This window comes from Streptomyces sp. NBC_00536, from assembly GCF_036346295.1.
Taxonomy (GTDB): Bacteria; Actinomycetota; Actinomycetes; order Streptomycetales; family Streptomycetaceae; genus Streptomyces.
On the sequence record NZ_CP107819.1, the window covers coordinates 4,408,154 to 4,428,341 of the forward strand.

Annotated in this window: 9 protein-coding genes and 6 rRNA genes; 12 read left to right on the forward strand and 3 right to left on the reverse strand. The window is 63.4% G+C overall.

Going from position 1 to position 20,188, the window contains the following annotated elements:
- Positions 1 to 134 precede the first annotated feature (134 nt).
- The gene (locus OHS33_RS19380) at positions 135 to 1,922 is read left to right on the forward strand and encodes an ATP-binding SpoIIE family protein phosphatase (protein ID WP_330335107.1); all 1,788 of its coding nucleotides are present in this window, start codon (positions 135 to 137) and stop codon (positions 1,920 to 1,922) included.
- 71 nt (positions 1,923 to 1,993) lie between these two features.
- Here the strand turns inward: OHS33_RS19380 and OHS33_RS19385 are convergent, their stop codons facing one another.
- A complete protein-coding gene (locus OHS33_RS19385; RefSeq protein ID WP_330335108.1) occupies positions 1,994 to 3,283 on the reverse strand; it encodes an MFS transporter in 1,290 nt (429 codons plus the stop codon).
- 124 nt (positions 3,284 to 3,407) lie between these two features.
- Here OHS33_RS19385 and OHS33_RS19390 point away from each other — a divergent pair, with 124 nt between their 5' ends.
- From OHS33_RS19390 to rrf (OHS33_RS19405), 4 genes are all read left to right on the forward strand, one after another.
- The gene (locus OHS33_RS19390; protein ID WP_330331671.1) at positions 3,408 to 3,944 is read left to right on the forward strand and encodes a MarR family winged helix-turn-helix transcriptional regulator; all 537 of its coding nucleotides are present in this window, start codon (positions 3,408 to 3,410) and stop codon (positions 3,942 to 3,944) included.
- 557 nt (positions 3,945 to 4,501) lie between these two features.
- A 16S ribosomal RNA gene (locus OHS33_RS19395) occupies positions 4,502 to 6,026 on the forward strand.
- Between the two features lie 289 nt (positions 6,027 to 6,315).
- Positions 6,316 to 9,437 (forward strand): 23S ribosomal RNA (locus tag OHS33_RS19400).
- A gap of 74 nt (positions 9,438 to 9,511) precedes the next feature.
- A 5S ribosomal RNA gene (gene rrf / locus OHS33_RS19405) occupies positions 9,512 to 9,628 on the forward strand.
- Together the 16S, 23S and 5S rRNA genes form the textbook arrangement of a ribosomal RNA operon.
- Before the next feature lie 74 nt (positions 9,629 to 9,702).
- Here the strand turns inward: rrf (OHS33_RS19405) and OHS33_RS19410 are convergent.
- Entirely contained in the window at positions 9,703 to 10,116 is a 414-nt protein-coding gene (locus OHS33_RS19410) for a cytidine deaminase (protein ID WP_330331672.1), read from the reverse strand.
- A 90-nt stretch (positions 10,117 to 10,206) separates the two neighbouring features.
- Here OHS33_RS19410 and OHS33_RS19415 point away from each other — a divergent pair, with 90 nt between their 5' ends.
- Positions 10,207 to 10,860, forward strand: a complete 654-nt coding sequence (locus tag OHS33_RS19415) for a maleylpyruvate isomerase N-terminal domain-containing protein (RefSeq protein WP_330331673.1) — start codon at positions 10,207 to 10,209, stop codon at positions 10,858 to 10,860.
- Positions 10,861 to 10,888: 28 nt separating this feature from the next.
- On the opposite strand, the gene OHS33_RS19420 is transcribed toward OHS33_RS19415, so the two are convergent.
- Positions 10,889 to 11,821, reverse strand: coding sequence for a LysR family transcriptional regulator (locus OHS33_RS19420; protein ID WP_330331674.1), 933 nt, complete (start codon positions 11,819 to 11,821; stop codon positions 10,889 to 10,891).
- Between the two features lie 139 nt (positions 11,822 to 11,960).
- Between OHS33_RS19420 and OHS33_RS19425 the strand changes: the two genes are divergently transcribed.
- The 6 genes from OHS33_RS19425 (at position 11,961) to OHS33_RS19450 (ending at position 20,178) form a co-directional block, all read left to right on the forward strand.
- Complete coding sequence (locus OHS33_RS19425; protein ID WP_330331675.1) at positions 11,961 to 13,214, forward strand: MFS transporter; 1,254 nt, start codon at positions 11,961 to 11,963, stop codon at positions 13,212 to 13,214.
- Positions 13,211 to 13,831 (forward strand): cysteine hydrolase family protein, encoded by a 621-nt coding sequence (locus OHS33_RS19430; RefSeq protein WP_330331676.1) that lies wholly within the window; start codon positions 13,211 to 13,213, stop codon positions 13,829 to 13,831. The genes OHS33_RS19425 and OHS33_RS19430 overlap by 4 nt, the downstream gene beginning before the upstream one ends.
- A 536-nt stretch (positions 13,832 to 14,367) precedes the next feature.
- A 16S ribosomal RNA gene (locus OHS33_RS19435) occupies positions 14,368 to 15,892 on the forward strand.
- A 287-nt stretch (positions 15,893 to 16,179) separates the two neighbouring features.
- A 23S ribosomal RNA gene (locus OHS33_RS19440) occupies positions 16,180 to 19,301 on the forward strand.
- A 74-nt stretch (positions 19,302 to 19,375) separates the two neighbouring features.
- Positions 19,376 to 19,492, forward strand: a 5S ribosomal RNA gene (gene rrf / locus OHS33_RS19445).
- A 122-nt stretch (positions 19,493 to 19,614) separates the two neighbouring features.
- Positions 19,615 to 20,178 carry a GNAT family N-acetyltransferase gene (locus OHS33_RS19450; RefSeq protein ID WP_330331677.1) on the forward strand — a complete coding sequence of 188 codons (564 nt, stop codon included), beginning with the start codon at positions 19,615 to 19,617 and terminating at the stop codon, positions 20,176 to 20,178.
- Positions 20,179 to 20,188 lie beyond the last annotated feature (10 nt).

Here is a 20,188-nt window from a genome sequence, read left to right on the forward strand (position 1 = left end):
GTGTGGTCGGCCACACTGGGCGTGTGACCATAGGTGGGCTCACACCTGCACAGAGTGACGCCGCAGTGACGCCGCCCGGCGACCGACCACGAGCGATGCAGCGACCAATAGCGACACCACGAGGCTTGAACGCAGTGAACTTCACGCGCTGGAGCGCCCGGTTTCCCGGAACGCAGCGCCGCGCCGCCGCCAGGACCGAACACGCCGCAGCCCAGGCCAAGCGGGGCGAAGGCTCCGTCCCGGCAGCCCGCGGCGGCCGCGCCGACCCCGCCGGCACCGGTGCCGGTGCCGAGCGGACCCCGTCCACCCGCGACGGCTGCCCCGCCGACCCCACGGACGCCACCGTCTCCGGCACCGGAACCGGCTCCGCCGCCGCGCTCGCCGCCGTCCCCTCCCTCGACGTGCTCTCCGTACGAGAGGTCCTCGGCTGCCTCCCCGCCCGCGTCGCGCTCGTCCACGGCCCCGAGCACCGCATCGCCTACGTCAACGACGCCTACACCGCCGGGTTCGGCCCCCGGCCCACCGGCGCCGCCGCCCACGAAGCCCTGCCCGAAATCGGCGAGCTCGGCCTGCTCCCGCTCCTCGACCAGGTCCTGCGCAGCGGCAAGCCCCGTACCGCCAAGAACCGCAAGGCACCCGGCGGCAGCTCCTACACCGCCACCTGCACCCCCGTGGAATTCCCCGAGGCCGACGGCGCGGGCCGCAGCGCGGGCGTACTGATCCACCTCGCCGACGTCACCGACCACGCAGAAGCCGTCGAACGGCTGCGCGCCGCCGAGCGCCGCCAGCGCGAGGCCGTCGTCACCCTCCAGCGCTCCCTGCTCCCCCAGGAACTGGAACAGCCCGACGACCTGCGCATCGCCGCCACCTACCAGCCCGGCGGCACCGAAGCCGCGGTCGGCGGCGACTGGTACGACGTCATCACCCTCGGCGCCGGCCGCACCGCCCTCGTCATCGGCGACGTGATGGGCCGCGGCGTCCGCGCCGCCGCCGTCATGGGCCAGCTGCGCACCGCCGTCCGCGCCTACGCCCGCCTCGACCTGCCCCCGCACGAAGTGCTCCAGCTCCTCGACGGACTCGCCGCCGAGATCGACGCCAGCCAGATCGCGACCTGCGTCTACGCCGTCCACGACCCCAGCGAGGGCCTGCTCGCCTACGCCTCCGCGGGCCACCTGCCCATCCTGGTCCGCGATGAGGACGGCACCGTCCGCAGAGCCGCCGACCCCACCGGTCCACCGCTCGGCACCGGCGGCTGGCTGCACACCTCCGGCACCATCGCCCTGGGACCCGGCTCCACCGCCGTCCTCTACACCGACGGCCTGGTCGAGCGCCGGGGCGAGGACATCGACGAGGGCGTGGCCGCCCTGGAACGCGCCCTCTCCGGCGCCCTGGGCACCCCCGCCGTCATCTGCGACCGGCTGATGCGCGCCCTGGGCGTGGACGCCGACCACGACGACGACGTCGCGGTCATGGTCCTCCAGCAGCCCGCCCGCGTCGGCTCGGAAGCCGAGCTGTTCCACAACGCCGCCCTGGAGCTGCTGGGCGGCATCGAGGCGGCCCCGCGTGCCCGTGCCTTCGCCCAGGGCGTCCTCGCCTCCTGGCGCTTCCCGATCGAGCTGTGCGACCTCGGGGTGCTGGCCGCCAGCGAACTCGTGGCGAACTCCCTCCAGCACGGCACCCCGCCGATGCGCCTGCGGCTGCGCCGCACCGACCGCCGCCTGATCGTCGAGGTCACCGACGGGGACGACCACCTCCCGCGCCGCCGCCGCGCCGAACCGGCCGACGAGACGGGCCGCGGCATCTCGATCGTCGCCACCATCGCCTCCTCGTGGGGCACCCGCCGCACCCCGGGCGGCGGCAAGGCCGTCTGGTGCGAGTTCGCCCTGCCGGACAAACACCCCGACAAGCACCCGGACAGGTAGGCGGGCACGCGTGAGGCCCCGGTCCCATCGGACCGGGGCCTCACCCGTGTACGTACGTACGCGCTCGCCCGCTACGCCGAGACGGGCTCGGCGACGGCAGCGGCCCGCGGAGCCGCCACCGCAGCCGGCGCGCCCTTCAGCAGCGACGGGTTGTCCTGCACCGGCGTCAGCCGCTTGCCGAGCCGCAGCGCGAGCCAGGCGATCCCGAGCGAGACCACGACGAAGATCCCGATGTACAGCATCGGCACCCCGGCGCCGACCGGCACGCCCAGCGGGCCGAGCGCCAGCGCCATCTGCTTGACCAGGGCGAAAGCCGAGTTGTACTGACCGACGGAACCCTCCGGCGCCAGATCCGCGACCAGCGGGGCCAGCGTCGGCGACAGCATCGCCTCACCGATGCCGAAGAGGGCGTACGTCGTGATGAACGCGGCGGCGGCCATCATGGCGCTGCCGTGCCCCAGGCCCGAGAACCCGGCTATGAGCCAGGCGCCCGTCCAGATCACACCGACCAGCGCGATGACGCGCGACCGGCGCCGCTTCTCGACCAGCCGCAGCACCACGAACTGCGCCACGACGATCGCACCGGTGTTGGCGGCCAGCGCGAAACCGAGGGTGGAGGGGGAGATCCCGGCGGCCTCGGTACCGAAGGCGGCGAGACCCGACTCGAACTGTCCGTAGCAAGCGAAGAAGATCACGAAGCCCAGCACGCAGAGCTGGACCATCGCCTTGTGCTCCAGAAGCCGCTTCCAGCCGCTCCCGCCGGCCTGGGCGGGGTCCTTCGGCACCGCGTCCTTGATGCTCGGCGCGTGCGGCATCCGCACGGTGGCGATCACGCCCGCCAGCACCAGGAACATCACGGCCTCGATGCTGAACAGCAGGGTGAAGCTGCCGGGACGCGTCACGTCCACGATCTGGCCGCCTATGAGGCCGCCGATGCCCAGACCCAGGTTCTGCATGAAGAACTGCAGCGCGAAGGCGCGCGTCCGGGTGCTCGGGGTCGAGCACCACACGATCATCGTGGCCAGCGCGGGCTGCATCACGGCCTGACCGGCGCCCAGCGCCAGCGCGGACAGCAGGATCGGGACGACGCCGGTCGACAGCCCCAGCGATATCGCACCCACGGACGCGGCGACCGCCGCGCCCATGACCACGGGGACGGGCCCGCGCCGGTCGATGATCCGACCGGTCAGGGGCAGCGCGAGGAGAGCGCCCAGGGCGAACGCCACGAAGGCGCACGTCGCGGTGGCCGCACCCAGATCCCGCACCTGCGCCACGTAGATATAGAGGAACGGAACCGTGAAACCGATACCGAACGCGGTCAGCGCGTTACCGGCCTGGATCCTCCGCATCGCAGCGCCCATCACCTTGGTCACTTCTCACCTGCCTTCACTACTGAAGCCTGAAGACTTCATACCTAAAGTTCGATCCTTAACTCTACACACCGAAGGAGTTAGACGCCAATGGGCCCGTGCCATACTTCGGTCCATGGGTGACACCCCCGACGGCACTACGCCCGTCCACGAGCCGAGCCTCGATGAGCAGATCGCCGTCTATCAGCGCGAGTTCCAGGACCTCGACCCCCAGGTCGAGAAGGTCGTGTCGGCCCTGAGCCGCCTCAACCGCCGGATGAACGTCGCGTACGGCCGCCAGACGGCGGCCCTGGGCATCAGCAACGCCGAGTGGGAGGTCCTCAAGGCCCTCGTGCTCGCGGGCGACCCGTACCGGATGGGCCCGAGCGAGCTGGCCAAGCAGCTGGGCCTGACGCCGGCCGCGATGACCCACCGGATCGACCGCATGACCGCGGACGGCCTGGTGACGCGCGAGCGGGACGAGTCCAACCGGGTCCGCGTGATCGTGGAGCTGACGAACGAGGGCCGCAGCAAGTGGCTCGACGCGATGCGCGCGGCCACGGTCTTCGAGGAGGACCTCCTCCAGGACCTCTCCACGGCGGAGCGCGCCCTCCTCGGCGACATCCTCACGCGCCTGCTGGACCGGGTCGAAGGCCTCCAGTCGCCCGCCTGACCTGCCACGTGAACCCGGGGTTGACACCAGCCCCGGGGATCCGTAAGGTTCTTCGAGTTGTCCCGGAGCCGGAACGGTTCTGTGAGAACAGATGACGCCGCCTCGTAGCGGCACCCAACTCAGCACGATCTCCCACCGGGAACGAATTCGGCATGCCCGAATTCATTTCCAAGGCCCGATTATGAGCCGCCCGGGAAATCCGCTAGAGTTCGGGAGTCGGAACGGCCCAACAGCCGGAAAGACAAACCCCGCTGACTGGGGGTCAGGCCCGAAAGGATCTGATAGAGTCGGAAACGAAGAACGAAGCCCGGAGGAAAGCCCGAGAGGGTGAGTACAAAGGAAGCGTCCGTTCCTTGAGAACTCAACAGCGTGCCAAAAATCAACGCCAGAAGTTGATACCCCGTCCACTTCGGTGGATGAGGTTCCTTTGAAAAAGACCTGTGAGGCCTTCGGGTGCTTGCAGGCAACCACAACAGCGAGGACGCAGTGGACGGTCGGCCATATTCCGGCATGACTGTCCCGCTCAACGCGAGTGGGCACCCGATTACGGGTAAACATTCACGGAGAGTTTGATCCTGGCTCAGGACGAACGCTGGCGGCGTGCTTAACACATGCAAGTCGAACGATGAAGCCCTTCGGGGTGGATTAGTGGCGAACGGGTGAGTAACACGTGGGCAATCTGCCCTTCACTCTGGGACAAGCCCTGGAAACGGGGTCTAATACCGGATAACACTCCTGCCTGCATGGGCGGGGGTTAAAAGCTCCGGCGGTGAAGGATGAGCCCGCGGCCTATCAGCTTGTTGGTGGGGTAATGGCCTACCAAGGCGACGACGGGTAGCCGGCCTGAGAGGGCGACCGGCCACACTGGGACTGAGACACGGCCCAGACTCCTACGGGAGGCAGCAGTGGGGAATATTGCACAATGGGCGAAAGCCTGATGCAGCGACGCCGCGTGAGGGATGACGGCCTTCGGGTTGTAAACCTCTTTCAGCAGGGAAGAAGCGAAAGTGACGGTACCTGCAGAAGAAGCGCCGGCTAACTACGTGCCAGCAGCCGCGGTAATACGTAGGGCGCAAGCGTTGTCCGGAATTATTGGGCGTAAAGAGCTCGTAGGCGGCTTGTCGCGTCGGATGTGAAAGCCCGGGGCTTAACCCCGGGTCTGCATTCGATACGGGCAGGCTAGAGTGTGGTAGGGGAGATCGGAATTCCTGGTGTAGCGGTGAAATGCGCAGATATCAGGAGGAACACCGGTGGCGAAGGCGGATCTCTGGGCCATTACTGACGCTGAGGAGCGAAAGCGTGGGGAGCGAACAGGATTAGATACCCTGGTAGTCCACGCCGTAAACGTTGGGAACTAGGTGTTGGCGACATTCCACGTCGTCGGTGCCGCAGCTAACGCATTAAGTTCCCCGCCTGGGGAGTACGGCCGCAAGGCTAAAACTCAAAGGAATTGACGGGGGCCCGCACAAGCAGCGGAGCATGTGGCTTAATTCGACGCAACGCGAAGAACCTTACCAAGGCTTGACATATACCGGAAACGGCCAGAGATGGTCGCCCCCTTGTGGTCGGTATACAGGTGGTGCATGGCTGTCGTCAGCTCGTGTCGTGAGATGTTGGGTTAAGTCCCGCAACGAGCGCAACCCTTGTTCTGTGTTGCCAGCATGCCCTTCGGGGTGATGGGGACTCACAGGAGACTGCCGGGGTCAACTCGGAGGAAGGTGGGGACGACGTCAAGTCATCATGCCCCTTATGTCTTGGGCTGCACACGTGCTACAATGGCCGGTACAATGAGCTGCGATGCCGCGAGGCGGAGCGAATCTCAAAAAGCCGGTCTCAGTTCGGATTGGGGTCTGCAACTCGACCCCATGAAGTCGGAGTTGCTAGTAATCGCAGATCAGCATTGCTGCGGTGAATACGTTCCCGGGCCTTGTACACACCGCCCGTCACGTCACGAAAGTCGGTAACACCCGAAGCCGGTGGCCCAACCCGTAAGGGAGGGAGCTGTCGAAGGTGGGACTGGCGATTGGGACGAAGTCGTAACAAGGTAGCCGTACCGGAAGGTGCGGCTGGATCACCTCCTTTCTAAGGAGCATATAGCCGACTGCGAGCGAATGACTCGCACGGTTGCTCATGGGTGGAACGTTGATTATTTGGCGCGATCAGACCTGACGGTCTTCAAGTACTGCCTTAGGGCGTGGAAAGAAGATTCCAAAGGGTGGTCGTGCCTGGCACGTTGTTGGGTATCTGAAGGTACGGCCGTGAGGTTGTGCTTTCTGCGATGCCGGCCCCAGTGAACTCGCCAGCTTGTCTGGTGGGGTGATGGGTGGCTGGTCGTTGCTTGAGAACTACACAGTGGACGCGAGCATCTGTAGGCCAAGTTTTTAAGGGCGCACGGTGGATGCCTTGGCACCAGGAACCGATGAAGGACGTGAGAGGCCGCGATAGGCCCCGGGGAGCTGCCAACTGAGCTTTGATCCGGGGGTGTCCGAATGGGGAAACCCGGCAGTCGTCATGGGCTGTCACCCACTGCTGAACACATAGGCAGTGTGGAGGGAACGCGGGGAAGTGAAACATCTCAGTACCCGCAGGAAGAGAAAACAACCGTGATTCCGGGAGTAGTGGCGAGCGAAACCGGATCAGGCCAAACCGTATGCGTGTGATACCCGGCAGGGGTTGCGCATGCGGGGTTGTGGGAATTCTTTTGATCGGTCTGCCGGCCGGTCGGCGAGTCAGAAACCGTTGATGTAGTCGAAGGACATGCGAAAGGTCCGGCGTAGAGGGTAAGACCCCCGTAGACGAAACATCAGCGGCTTGCTTAAGAATCTCCCAAGTAGCACGGGGCCCGAGAAATCCCGTGTGAATCTGGCGGGACCACCCGCTAAGCCTAAATATTCCCTGGTGACCGATAGCGGATAGTACCGTGAGGGAATGGTGAAAAGTACCGCGGGAGCGGAGTGAAATAGTACCTGAAACCGTGTGCCTACAAGCCGTGGGAGCGTCGCTCATTGAGTTTACTCAATGGGTCGTGACTGCGTGCCTTTTGAAGAATGAGCCTGCGAGTTAGCGGTGTGTAGCGAGGTTAACCCGTGTGGGGAAGCCGTAGCGAAAGCGAGTCCGAATAGGGCGATTGAGTTGCACGCTCTAGACCCGAAGCGGAGTGATCTAGCCATGGGCAGGTTGAAGCGGAGGTAAGACTTCGTGGAGGACCGAACCCACCAGGGTTGAAAACCTGGGGGATGACCTGTGGTTAGGGGTGAAAGGCCAATCAAACTCCGTGATAGCTGGTTCTCCCCGAAATGCATTTAGGTGCAGCGTCACGTGTTTCTTGCCGGAGGTAGAGCACTGGATAGGCGATGGGCCCTACCGGGTTACTGACCTTAGCCAAACTCCGAATGCCGGTAAGTGAGAGCGTGGCAGTGAGACTGTGGGGGATAAGCTCCATGGTCGAGAGGGAAACAGCCCAGAGCATCGACTAAGGCCCCTAAGCGTACGCTAAGTGGGAAAGGATGTGGAGTCGCAGAGACAACCAGGAGGTTGGCTTAGAAGCAGCCACCCTTGAAAGAGTGCGTAATAGCTCACTGGTCAAGTGATTCCGCGCCGACAATGTAGCGGGGCTCAAGCGTACCGCCGAAGTCGTGTCATTGCAGCAATAGGGCCAACGCCCGCTGTGATGGGTAGGGGAGCGTCGTGTGCCGGGTGAAGCAGCAGCGGAAGCTAGTTGTGGACGGTTCACGAGTGAGAATGCAGGCATGAGTAGCGATACACACGTGAGAAACGTGTGCGCCGATTGACTAAGGGTTCCTGGGTCAAGCTGATCTGCCCAGGGTAAGTCGGGACCTAAGGCGAGGCCGACAGGCGTAGTCGATGGACAACCGGTTGATATTCCGGTACCCGCTTTGAAACGCCCAATATCGAATCCATTAATGCTAAGGCCGTGAAGCCGTTCCGGACCCTTCGGGGAAAGGAAAGTGGTGGAGCCGCTGATCCAAGGTGGTAGTAGGTAAGCGATGGGGTGACGCAGGAAGGTAGTCCAGCCCGGGCGGTGGTAGTCCCGGGGTAAGGGTGTAGGCCGTGTGATAGGCAAATCCGTCACACATTAAGGCTGAGACCTGATGCCGAGCCGATTGTGGTGAAGTGGATGATCCTATGCTGTCGAGAAAAGCCTCTAGCGAGTTTCATGGCGGCCCGTACCCTAAACCGACTCAGGTAGTCAGGTAGAGAATACCGAGGCGTTCGGGTGAACTATGGTTAAGGAACTCGGCAAAATGCCCCCGTAACTTCGGGAGAAGGGGGCCATCACTGGTGATCGGATTTACTCCGTGAGCTGGGGGTGGCCGCAGAGACCAGCGAGAAGCGACTGTTTACTAAAAACACAGGTCCGTGCGAAGCCGTAAGGCGATGTATACGGACTGACGCCTGCCCGGTGCTGGAACGTTAAGGGGACCGGTTAGTCACATTTCGGTGTGGCGAAGCTGAGAACTTAAGCGCCAGTAAACGGCGGTGGTAACTATAACCATCCTAAGGTAGCGAAATTCCTTGTCGGGTAAGTTCCGACCTGCACGAATGGCGTAACGACTTCTCGACTGTCTCAACCATAGGCCCGGTGAAATTGCACTACGAGTAAAGATGCTCGTTTCGCGCAGCAGGACGGAAAGACCCCGGGACCTTTACTATAGTTTGATATTGGTGTTCGGTTCGGCTTGTGTAGGATAGGTGGGAGACTTTGAAGCAGCCACGCCAGTGGTTGTGGAGTCGCCGTTGAAATACCACTCTGGTCGTGCTGGATGTCTAACCTCGGTCCGTGATCCGGATCAGGGACAGTGTCTGATGGGTAGTTTAACTGGGGCGGTTGCCTCCTAAAGAGTAACGGAGGCGCCCAAAGGTTCCCTCAGCCTGGTTGGCAATCAGGTGTTGAGTGTAAGTGCACAAGGGAGCTTGACTGTGAGACCGACGGGTCGAGCAGGGACGAAAGTCGGGACTAGTGATCCGGCAGTGGCTTGTGGAAGCGCTGTCGCTCAACGGATAAAAGGTACCCCGGGGATAACAGGCTGATCTTCCCCAAGAGTCCATATCGACGGGATGGTTTGGCACCTCGATGTCGGCTCGTCGCATCCTGGGGCTGGAGTCGGTCCCAAGGGTTGGGCTGTTCGCCCATTAAAGCGGTACGCGAGCTGGGTTTAGAACGTCGTGAGACAGTTCGGTCCCTATCCGCTGTGCGCGTAGGAATATTGAGAAGGGCTGTCCCTAGTACGAGAGGACCGGGACGGACGAACCTCTGGTGTGCCAGTTGTCCTGCCAAGGGCATGGCTGGTTGGCTACGTTCGGGAGGGATAACCGCTGAAAGCATCTAAGCGGGAAGCCTGCTTCAAGATGAGTATTCCCACCTCCTTGAGAGGGTAAGGCTCCCAGTAGACGACTGGGTTGATAGGCCAGATGTGGAAGCCCGGTAACGGGTGGAGCTGACTGGTACTAATAGGCCGAGGGCTTGTCCTCAGTTGCTCGCGTCCACTGTGTAGTTCTGAAGTAACGAACCGTGCCCATATCCGGTTTGGTTAACTTCATAGTGTTTCGGTGGTCATAGCGTTAGGGAAACGCCCGGTTACATTTCGAACCCGGAAGCTAAGCCTTTCAGCGCCGATGGTACTGCAGGGGGGACCCTGTGGGAGAGTAGGACGCCGCCGAACAATTTTTCCGGGAAAGCCCCGCACCTTATGGTGCGGGGCTTTTCTGCGTTCCGGACCAGAAACCAGAAAGCGGATCATTCGGCTTCGAGCTGGTGGTCCGCCCAGACGTAGGTTTCGGGGAGCAGGTCGGTGATGGGGACCGTGCGGATGCGGTCGGCCGTGCCGACGATGACCTTGAGGGTCGGGAAGTAGTCGAGGAGGGCCTGGCGGCACCGCCCGCAGGGGGGAACAACTCCGCGGTCGCGGTCGCCCACGGCGACGATCGTGTCGAGTTCGTAGGCGCCCTGGGCTGCGGCCGCGCCGATGACGACCAGCTCGGCGCAGGGGCCGCCCGTGAAGTGATAGGCGTTCACCGCCGTGATGATCCTGCCGTCCCGGGCGCGGGCCGCCGCCGCCATGGTGTGGTTGTCGCCCCGGCAGCGCGTGCGGGCGACGTGCGCCGCGGCCTCGATCAGTTCGTGGTCGACGTGGGGGGTCTGCGTAGTCATCAGGCGACGTTTGCGCACGTCACGAGGGTGCGCAAGTGAATTTCGGTGGCGCGTCCGGCAAGCGCGGCGGCGCGGCGCTAGGTTGCGGGCGTGGATGACTTCTCGCGCTCATGGACTGCGTTGCGCACGGCGGTTGCCGGGCTTTCGGACGAGGACTTCGGGCGGCCGTCCGGGTGTGCCGGGTGGCTGGTCCGGGACTTGGTGTGTCATCTGGTCATCGACGCCCAGGACGTGCTGATCACGCTGGTCACTCCGGTGGAGGCGGAGCCGACCCGGGACGCGGTGACCTACTGGGACATCGTCGAGCCCCCGACCGGTGACGACCCGCTCGATGCGCTGGTCGTGCGGCTCGCGGCTGCGTACGGGGAGCCGTGGCTGCTCAAGTTCCACCTCGACGACGTCGGGTCCGCCGCCGGCCGCGCCGCCGGGCTCGCGGACCGGGCGCTCCGGGTGGGTACGCGGGACCAGGTGCTCACCGCGGGGGACTACCTGGCGGCGTACGTCCTGGAGTGGACGCTGCACCACCTCGACCTGATCGCGCACCTCCCGGCCGCGGCGGAGCCGCCTTACGAGGGGCTCGCCCGGTCACGTGAGCTGCTGGAGCGGATCGCCGGTGCGCAGTTCCCCGCGACCTTCTCCGATACGGACGCGCTGCTCATCGGTACCGGGCGTCGGACCGCGAGTGGGGAACAGGCCGCTGAGCTGGGTGAGTTGGCGGAGCGCCTGCCGTTCGTTCTCGGGTGAGAGCGGTGCGACGTGCGACGGACGTCCGTCAGCGCCGTGTCCAGGCGGGGGTCCACGTGTCGTCGGCGGGGTGGCCGGGCTGGACGGCGCGCAGGTGGTCGCGGAGTGCGGTGAGGGCGGGGTGCGGGTTGTCGCGGCGCCAGATCAGTGAGTGCGGGTAGACGGGCGTCGGGTCGGTCACCGGGATGCGGCGCAGGCCGTGGCCGGCGGGCCAGACGAGGCGCGTGTGCTCACCCATGAAGGTGGCCAGGGCCGGGGTGTCGGCGATGGTGTCGAGGAGCGCGTCGGAGCCGAAGTTGGGGCCGGTGGCCTCGATGGTGAGGCCGAATTCGGCGACGAGATCGTCGTAGTAGGCGGCCCACTCGGTGCCGGGGACGATGCCGGGCATCCAGATCCGGTGCCCGGCGAGCTGGGCGAGGGTCACCGACCGGGCGCCCGCCAGCGCGTGGGCGGGGCCGGTGAGGAGCTGGAGCGGCTCGTCGAGGACCCGGACGGACTCGATGTCCTCGGGAAGCGGCCGCCCGGGCGCACCGACGGCACGGAAGGACGCGTCGATCGCACCGGAACGGATGTTGGCGATGGCCGTCTCGATTTCGAACAGCATCACCACGTCGAGGTCGATCTCGGGGTGCGCACGGTGGAAGGCGCGCATCAGGCCCGCCTGCGCGCCGCGCGAGGCGAGCACGTCGACGCGGAGCGGACGGCTGCCGGGGTGTACGGAGGCGACCGCGCGCTCGGCGACGCGCAGCAGCTCGCGCGCGTGGGGCAGGAACGCCTGCCCGTCGATGGTGAGGTCGGCGCCGCGCGCGGTGCGGATGAACAGCCGTACGCCGAGGCTGCGCTCCAGCGCGGCGATGCGCTTGGAGACGGCCTGCTGGGTGACCGCCAGCTCGACGGCGGCTTCCTGGAACTGCCCCGTGTCGGCGACGGCGACGAAGGTCCGGACGGTGTCGAGGTCCATGGCGCTCCACCTTAGGGGACAACGTTTGGTTGTGACCGGCCCGTGGATCGGTTGTTTGACCTGCCACAGCGCTGACGGTTTTGCTCTTCCTGGTCAACTTCAGTTTGTACGAGCGGGAGATCAAGGCGGTGTGCTGAGCATGGTGGGCGGAAGGCGGTTGGGCCGGCGGTTCGGGTGGCTGTGGGCGGCGTACGGGGTGAGCACCTTCGGCACGTGGCTCGCCTTCGACGCGTTCTCCCTCATCGCGATCCTCGTGCTGCACGCCGGGCCGGCCCAGGTGTCGGCGCTGACGGCCGCGGGGCTGGCGGTGGGGGCGGTGGTCGCGGTGCCGCTCGGGCCGTGGGTGGAGTTCCGGCGCAAGCGGCCGGTGATGATCGCGATGGACCTGATCCGGTTCGCGGCCCTGATGAGCGTCCCCGCCGCCTACGCACTCGGTCTGCTCGGGTTCGGCCAGCTCCTGGTCGTGTCCGTCGTCGTCGGTGCGGCCGACATCGCCTTCAACGCGGCGAGTGGCGCGTATCTGAAGGCGCTGGTGCGGCCGGAGGACCTGCTCGTCGCGAACGGGCGGTTCGAGTCCACCACTTGGACCGCCACGGTGCTCGGCCCGCCGGCCGGCACGGCCGCGATCGGACTGTTCGGCCCGGTGATGACCGTGGTGGCCAACGCGGTCAGCTACCTGCTCTCCGCCGCGGGGCTACGGGCGATCGGCGGCGGCGGTGAGCCGCGCCCCGTGCGCACGGACGGGCCCGGGGCGCGGCTGCGGCCCGGCGACCTGCTCGAAGGGTGGCGGTACGTCCTCACGCACCCCACCCTGCGTCCCCTGTTCTTCAATACGGTCCTGGTCAGCGGCCTGATCATGGCGAGCCTGCCGCTGCTCGCCGTCCTCATGCTCGGCGACCTCGGGTTCGCCCCCTGGCAGTACGGCCTCGCCTTCGGCCTGCCCTGCGTCGGCGGGATCGTCGGCGCGCGGCTGTCCCGCCGGCTCGTCACACGGTTCGGCCGGCACAAGGTGATGCTCACCGCCGGTGCGCTGCGCGCGTGCTGGTCGCTCGGGCTGGCCTTCGTCCGGCCCGGCGTGACCGGGCTGGTGCTGGTCGTGGTGGTCGAGTTCGGGCTGATCACCTGCATGGGTGTCTTCAACCCGGTGTTCGCCACCTACCGGCTCGACCAGACGGCGCCGGACCGGATCGCCCGCACCCTGTCGGCGTGGTCGGTCACCAGCAAGGTGACGGTCGCGGCCATGACCGGGCTGTGGGGCCTGCTGGCCGGTATCACCGGCCCCCGCACCGCGATCGCCGTCGCCGGCCTCCTCCTGCTGGTCACCCCTTTCCTGCTTCCCCGGCACGACCACGAAACCGCCCCGGCGCCAGAAGCAAGGAGCACACTCTCGTGAACACCACCCCCGCACTCGACCCCGCGCGCACCGCCCTGCTCGTCATGGACTTCCAGCCCGCGGTCCTGGCCCATTTGCCCGAGGGCCAGGACGGCGAGGCCCTGCTGGCCCGTGTGGAAGGTGCCATTGCCGACATCCGCGCCAGTGGCGGAGCCGTCGCCTACGTCCGCGTCGGTTTTACGGAGGCCGACTGGGACGCGGTCCCGGCGGCGAACAAGTCCTTCGGCCCGCTGGCCGAGTACCGCCTCATGCACGACGAGGATCCGGCCACCGCCGTCCACGAGCGCCTGGCGCCGCGGGAGGGAGACATCGTGGTGCGCAAGGTCCGGTACGGCGCCATGTCCACCACCGACCTCGACGAGCAGCTGCGGGAGCGCGGGATCACCACCCTGGTCGTCGCCGGCTTCAGCACCAGCGGGGTCGTCCTGTCCACCGTCATCGACGCGGCCGACCGTGACTACGGCGTCTACGTGCTGTCCGACGGCATCGCCGACCCCGACCCCGAAGTCCACGAGATCCTGCTGCGCCGGGTCCTTCCCGCGCGGGCCCACATCATCGACACGGCCGAGCTGCACGGCTTGTTGTGCGGGTTGCGCGGGCGTACGCGGGGGCGTTGACACGGCGCTGGTGGCTGAGTAGAGTCGAACGGTTGCCTCGAACTGGACAAGTTCGGCAGCGATGGTTTAGAGTCTTACCGCCCCCCTTCCATGGAATTGAAATCCATCAGGGGTGCACTCCGCTCTTTTTCAGATGTGAACGCCGGGAGAACCGGTCCGAAACTTCTGATAGAGTCGGTCTCACCGGAAAGGGAAACGCGAAAGCGAAAACCTGGAAAGTGAAACCCGCTTCGACCGGGAATCGGACACGAAAGAGTCTGATAGAGTCGGAAACGAAGAACGAAGCCCGGAGGAAAGCCCGAGAGGGTGAGTACAAAGGAAGCGTCCGTTCCTTGAGAACTCAACAGCGTGCCAAAAATCAACGCCAGAAGTTGATACCCCGTCCACTTCGGTGGATGAGGTTCCTTTGAAAAAGACCTGTGAGGCCTTCGGGTGCTTGCAGGCAACCACAACAGCGAGGACGCAGTGGACGGTCGGCCATATTCCGGCATGACTGTCCCGCTCAACGCGAGTGGAAACCGGATATCCGGTAAACATTCACGGAGAGTTTGATCCTGGCTCAGGACGAACGCTGGCGGCGTGCTTAACACATGCAAGTCGAACGATGAAGCCCTTCGGGGTGGATTAGTGGCGAACGGGTGAGTAACACGTGGGCAATCTGCCCTTCACTCTGGGACAAGCCCTGGAAACGGGGTCTAATACCGGATAACACTCCTGCCTGCATGGGCGGGGGTTAAAAGCTCCGGCGGTGAAGGATGAGCCCGCGGCCTATCAGCTTGTTGGTGGGGTAATGGCCTACCAAGGCGACGACGGGTAGCCGGCCTGAGAGGGCGACCGGCCACACTGGGACTGAGACACGGCCCAGACTCCTACGGGAGGCAGCAGTGGGGAATATTGCACAATGGGCGAAAGCCTGATGCAGCGACGCCGCGTGAGGGATGACGGCCTTCGGGTTGTAAACCTCTTTCAGCAGGGAAGAAGCGAAAGTGACGGTACCTGCAGAAGAAGCGCCGGCTAACTACGTGCCAGCAGCCGCGGTAATACGTAGGGCGCAAGCGTTGTCCGGAATTATTGGGCGTAAAGAGCTCGTAGGCGGCTTGTCGCGTCGGATGTGAAAGCCCGGGGCTTAACCCCGGGTCTGCATTCGATACGGGCAGGCTAGAGTGTGGTAGGGGAGATCGGAATTCCTGGTGTAGCGGTGAAATGCGCAGATATCAGGAGGAACACCGGTGGCGAAGGCGGATCTCTGGGCCATTACTGACGCTGAGGAGCGAAAGCGTGGGGAGCGAACAGGATTAGATACCCTGGTAGTCCACGCCGTAAACGTTGGGAACTAGGTGTTGGCGACATTCCACGTCGTCGGTGCCGCAGCTAACGCATTAAGTTCCCCGCCTGGGGAGTACGGCCGCAAGGCTAAAACTCAAAGGAATTGACGGGGGCCCGCACAAGCAGCGGAGCATGTGGCTTAATTCGACGCAACGCGAAGAACCTTACCAAGGCTTGACATATACCGGAAACGGCCAGAGATGGTCGCCCCCTTGTGGTCGGTATACAGGTGGTGCATGGCTGTCGTCAGCTCGTGTCGTGAGATGTTGGGTTAAGTCCCGCAACGAGCGCAACCCTTGTTCTGTGTTGCCAGCATGCCCTTCGGGGTGATGGGGACTCACAGGAGACTGCCGGGGTCAACTCGGAGGAAGGTGGGGACGACGTCAAGTCATCATGCCCCTTATGTCTTGGGCTGCACACGTGCTACAATGGCCGGTACAATGAGCTGCGATGCCGCGAGGCGGAGCGAATCTCAAAAAGCCGGTCTCAGTTCGGATTGGGGTCTGCAACTCGACCCCATGAAGTCGGAGTTGCTAGTAATCGCAGATCAGCATTGCTGCGGTGAATACGTTCCCGGGCCTTGTACACACCGCCCGTCACGTCACGAAAGTCGGTAACACCCGAAGCCGGTGGCCCAACCCGTAAGGGAGGGAGCTGTCGAAGGTGGGACTGGCGATTGGGACGAAGTCGTAACAAGGTAGCCGTACCGGAAGGTGCGGCTGGATCACCTCCTTTCTAAGGAGCATATAGCCGACTGCGAGCGAATGACTCGCACGGTTGCTCATGGGTGGAACGTTGATTATTTGGCGCGATCAGACCTGAAGGTCTTCAAGTACTGCTTCGGCGTGGAAAGAAGATTCCAAAGGGTGGTCGTGCCTGGCACGTTGTTGGGTATCTGAAGGTACGGCCGTGAGGTTGTGCTTTCTGCGATGCCGGCCCCAGTGAACTCGCCAGCTTGTCTGGTGGGGTGATGGGTGGCTGGTCGTTGCTTGAGAACTACACAGTGGACGCGAGCATCTGTAGGCCAAGTTTTTAAGGGCGCACGGTGGATGCCTTGGCACCAGGAACCGATGAAGGACGTGAGAGGCCGCGATAGGCCCCGGGGAGCTGCCAACTGAGCTTTGATCCGGGGGTGTCCGAATGGGGAAACCCGGCAGTCGTCATGGGCTGTCACCCACTGCTGAACACATAGGCAGTGTGGAGGGAACGCGGGGAAGTGAAACATCTCAGTACCCGCAGGAAGAGAAAACAACCGTGATTCCGGGAGTAGTGGCGAGCGAAACCGGATCAGGCCAAACCGTATGTGTGTGATACCCGGCAGGGGTTGCGCATGCGGGGTTGTGGGAATTCTTTTGATCGGTCTGCCGGCCGGTCGGCGAGTCAGAAACCGTTGATGTAGTCGAAGGACATGCGAAAGGTCCGGCGTAGAGGGTAAGACCCCCGTAGACGAAACATCAGCGGCTTGCTTAAGAATCTCCCAAGTAGCACGGGGCCCGAGAAATCCCGTGTGAATCTGGCGGGACCACCCGCTAAGCCTAAATATTCCCTGGTGACCGATAGCGGATAGTACCGTGAGGGAATGGTGAAAAGTACCGCGGGAGCGGAGTGAAATAGTACCTGAAACCGTGTGCCTACAAGCCGTGGGAGCGTCGCTCATTGAGTTTACTCAATGGGTCGTGACTGCGTGCCTTTTGAAGAATGAGCCTGCGAGTTAGCGGTGTGTAGCGAGGTTAACCCGTGTGGGGAAGCCGTAGCGAAAGCGAGTCCGAATAGGGCGATTGAGTTGCACGCTCTAGACCCGAAGCGGAGTGATCTAGCCATGGGCAGGTTGAAGCGGAGGTAAGACTTCGTGGAGGACCGAACCCACCAGGGTTGAAAACCTGGGGGATGACCTGTGGTTAGGGGTGAAAGGCCAATCAAACTCCGTGATAGCTGGTTCTCCCCGAAATGCATTTAGGTGCAGCGTCACGTGTTTCTTGCCGGAGGTAGAGCACTGGATAGGCGATGGGCCCTACCGGGTTACTGACCTTAGCCAAACTCCGAATGCCGGTAAGTGAGAGCGTGGCAGTGAGACTGTGGGGGATAAGCTCCATGGTCGAGAGGGAAACAGCCCAGAGCATCGACTAAGGCCCCTAAGCGTACGCTAAGTGGGAAAGGATGTGGAGTCGCAGAGACAACCAGGAGGTTGGCTTAGAAGCAGCCACCCTTGAAAGAGTGCGTAATAGCTCACTGGTCAAGTGATTCCGCGCCGACAATGTAGCGGGGCTCAAGCGTACCGCCGAAGTCGTGTCATTGCAGCAATAGGGCCAACGCCCGCTGTGATGGGTAGGGGAGCGTCGTGTGCCGGGTGAAGCAGCAGCGGAAGCTAGTTGTGGACGGTTCACGAGTGAGAATGCAGGCATGAGTAGCGATACACACGTGAGAAACGTGTGCGCCGATTGACTAAGGGTTCCTGGGTCAAGCTGATCTGCCCAGGGTAAGTCGGGACCTAAGGCGAGGCCGACAGGCGTAGTCGATGGACAACCGGTTGATATTCCGGTACCCGCTTTGAAACGCCCAATATCGAATCCATTAATGCTAAGGCCGTGAAGCCGTTCCGGACCCTTCGGGGAAAGGAAAGTGGTGGAGCCGCTGATCCAAGGTGGTAGTAGGTAAGCGATGGGGTGACGCAGGAAGGTAGTCCAGCCCGGGCGGTGGTAGTCCCGGGGTAAGGGTGTAGGCCGTGTGATAGGCAAATCCGTCACACATTAAGGCTGAGACCTGATGCCGAGCCGATTGTGGTGAAGTGGATGATCCTATGCTGTCGAGAAAAGCCTCTAGCGAGTTTCATGGCGGCCCGTACCCTAAACCGACTCAGGTAGTCAGGTAGAGAATACCGAGGCGTTCGGGTGAACTATGGTTAAGGAACTCGGCAAAATGCCCCCGTAACTTCGGGAGAAGGGGGCCATCACTGGTGATCGGATTTACTCCGTGAGCTGGGGGTGGCCGCAGAGACCAGCGAGAAGCGACTGTTTACTAAAAACACAGGTCCGTGCGAAGCCGTAAGGCGATGTATACGGACTGACGCCTGCCCGGTGCTGGAACGTTAAGGGGACCGGTTAGTCACATTTCGGTGTGGCGAAGCTGAGAACTTAAGCGCCAGTAAACGGCGGTGGTAACTATAACCATCCTAAGGTAGCGAAATTCCTTGTCGGGTAAGTTCCGACCTGCACGAATGGCGTAACGACTTCTCGACTGTCTCAACCATAGGCCCGGTGAAATTGCACTACGAGTAAAGATGCTCGTTTCGCGCAGCAGGACGGAAAGACCCCGGGACCTTTACTATAGTTTGATATTGGTGTTCGGTTCGGCTTGTGTAGGATAGGTGGGAGACTTTGAAGCAGCCACGCCAGTGGTTGTGGAGTCGCCGTTGAAATACCACTCTGGTCGTGCTGGATGTCTAACCTCGGTCCGTGATCCGGATCAGGGACAGTGTCTGATGGGTAGTTTAACTGGGGCGGTTGCCTCCTAAAGAGTAACGGAGGCGCCCAAAGGTTCCCTCAGCCTGGTTGGCAATCAGGTGTTGAGTGTAAGTGCACAAGGGAGCTTGACTGTGAGACCGACGGGTCGAGCAGGGACGAAAGTCGGGACTAGTGATCCGGCAGTGGCTTGTGGAAGCGCTGTCGCTCAACGGATAAAAGGTACCCCGGGGATAACAGGCTGATCTTCCCCAAGAGTCCATATCGACGGGATGGTTTGGCACCTCGATGTCGGCTCGTCGCATCCTGGGGCTGGAGTCGGTCCCAAGGGTTGGGCTGTTCGCCCATTAAAGCGGTACGCGAGCTGGGTTTAGAACGTCGTGAGACAGTTCGGTCCCTATCCGCTGTGCGCGTAGGAATATTGAGAAGGGCTGTCCCTAGTACGAGAGGACCGGGACGGACGAACCTCTGGTGTGCCAGTTGTCCTGCCAAGGGCATGGCTGGTTGGCTACGTTCGGGAGGGATAACCGCTGAAAGCATCTAAGCGGGAAGCCTGCTTCAAGATGAGTATTCCCACCTCCTTGAGAGGGTAAGGCTCCCAGTAGACGACTGGGTTGATAGGCCAGATGTGGAAGCCCGGTAACGGGTGGAGCTGACTGGTACTAATAGGCCGAGGGCTTGTCCTCAGTTGCTCGCGTCCACTGTGTAGTTCTGAAGTAACGAACCGTGCCCATATCCGGTTTGGTTAACTTCATAGTGTTTCGGTGGTCATAGCGTTAGGGAAACGCCCGGTTACATTTCGAACCCGGAAGCTAAGCCTTTCAGCGCCGATGGTACTGCAGGGGGGACCCTGTGGGAGAGTAGGACGCCGCCGAACAATTTTTCCGGGAAAGCCCCGCACCTTATGGTGCGGGGCTTTTCTGCGTTCCGGACCAAAAAAGGGGAGTACAGGAAAAAGCAGTGGAGGCCGGGGTGGGGGTGCGGCTTAGGATCTTGGCCATGAACGAGGACAGCCAGTACGTGATACGTGGGATCAGGGCCGACGAGTGGGAGAAGGTCAAGGAGCTGCGGCTGGCCGCGCTCGCCGATCCGGTGGCGCCGGTGGCCTTCCTGGAGAACCCGGTGGAGGCCGCGGCTCAGCCGGATGAGTTCTGGCAGGGCAGGGCCGAGGGCGGGGCCAAGGGGAACCCGGTCCGGCAGTTCGTGGCCGAGGCGGCCGACGGGCGTTGGGTCGGGTCCGTGACGGTGCTCCTGGAGAGCGCCGGGGCGCGCGGGATCTTCGATGAGGTGATCCCGGTCGAGCAGGGGCACCTCGTGGGGGTGTTCGTACGGCCCGAGCAGCGGGGGACCGGGCTCACGGAGGCGCTGTTCCAGGCCGCGCTGGACTGGGCCTGGGGGCTGGAGGAGCCGGTGCTGGAGCGCGTACGGCTCTTCGTGCACGAGGAGAACGCGCGGGCCCAGGCCTTCTACCGGCGGTTCGGGTTCGCGGCGAGCGGGACCGTGGTGCCGATGCCCGGGGATTCCGGAGCGAAGGAGTTCGAGTATCTGATCTCCCGTCCCTGATCCAGCCCCT

Bases quoted from the DNA above. Each gene is read 5' to 3' on its own strand.
- OHS33_RS19420 (WP_330331674.1), bottom strand. From the start codon at position 11,821: ATGGACCTCGACACCGTCCGGACCTTCGTCGCCGTCGCCGACACGGGG.
- OHS33_RS19390 (WP_330331671.1), top strand. From the start codon at position 3,408: ATGGGTGACACCCCCGACGGCACTACGCCCGTCCACGAGCCGAGCCTC.
- OHS33_RS19385 (WP_330335108.1), bottom strand. From the start codon at position 3,283: ATGGGCGCTGCGATGCGGAGGATCCAGGCCGGTAACGCGCTGACCGCG.
- OHS33_RS19450 (WP_330331677.1), top strand. From the start codon at position 19,615: ATGAACGAGGACAGCCAGTACGTGATACGTGGGATCAGGGCCGACGAG.
- OHS33_RS19410 (WP_330331672.1), bottom strand. From the start codon at position 10,116: ATGACTACGCAGACCCCCCACGTCGACCACGAACTGATCGAGGCCGCG.
- OHS33_RS19425 (WP_330331675.1), top strand. From the start codon at position 11,961: ATGGTGGGCGGAAGGCGGTTGGGCCGGCGGTTCGGGTGGCTGTGGGCG.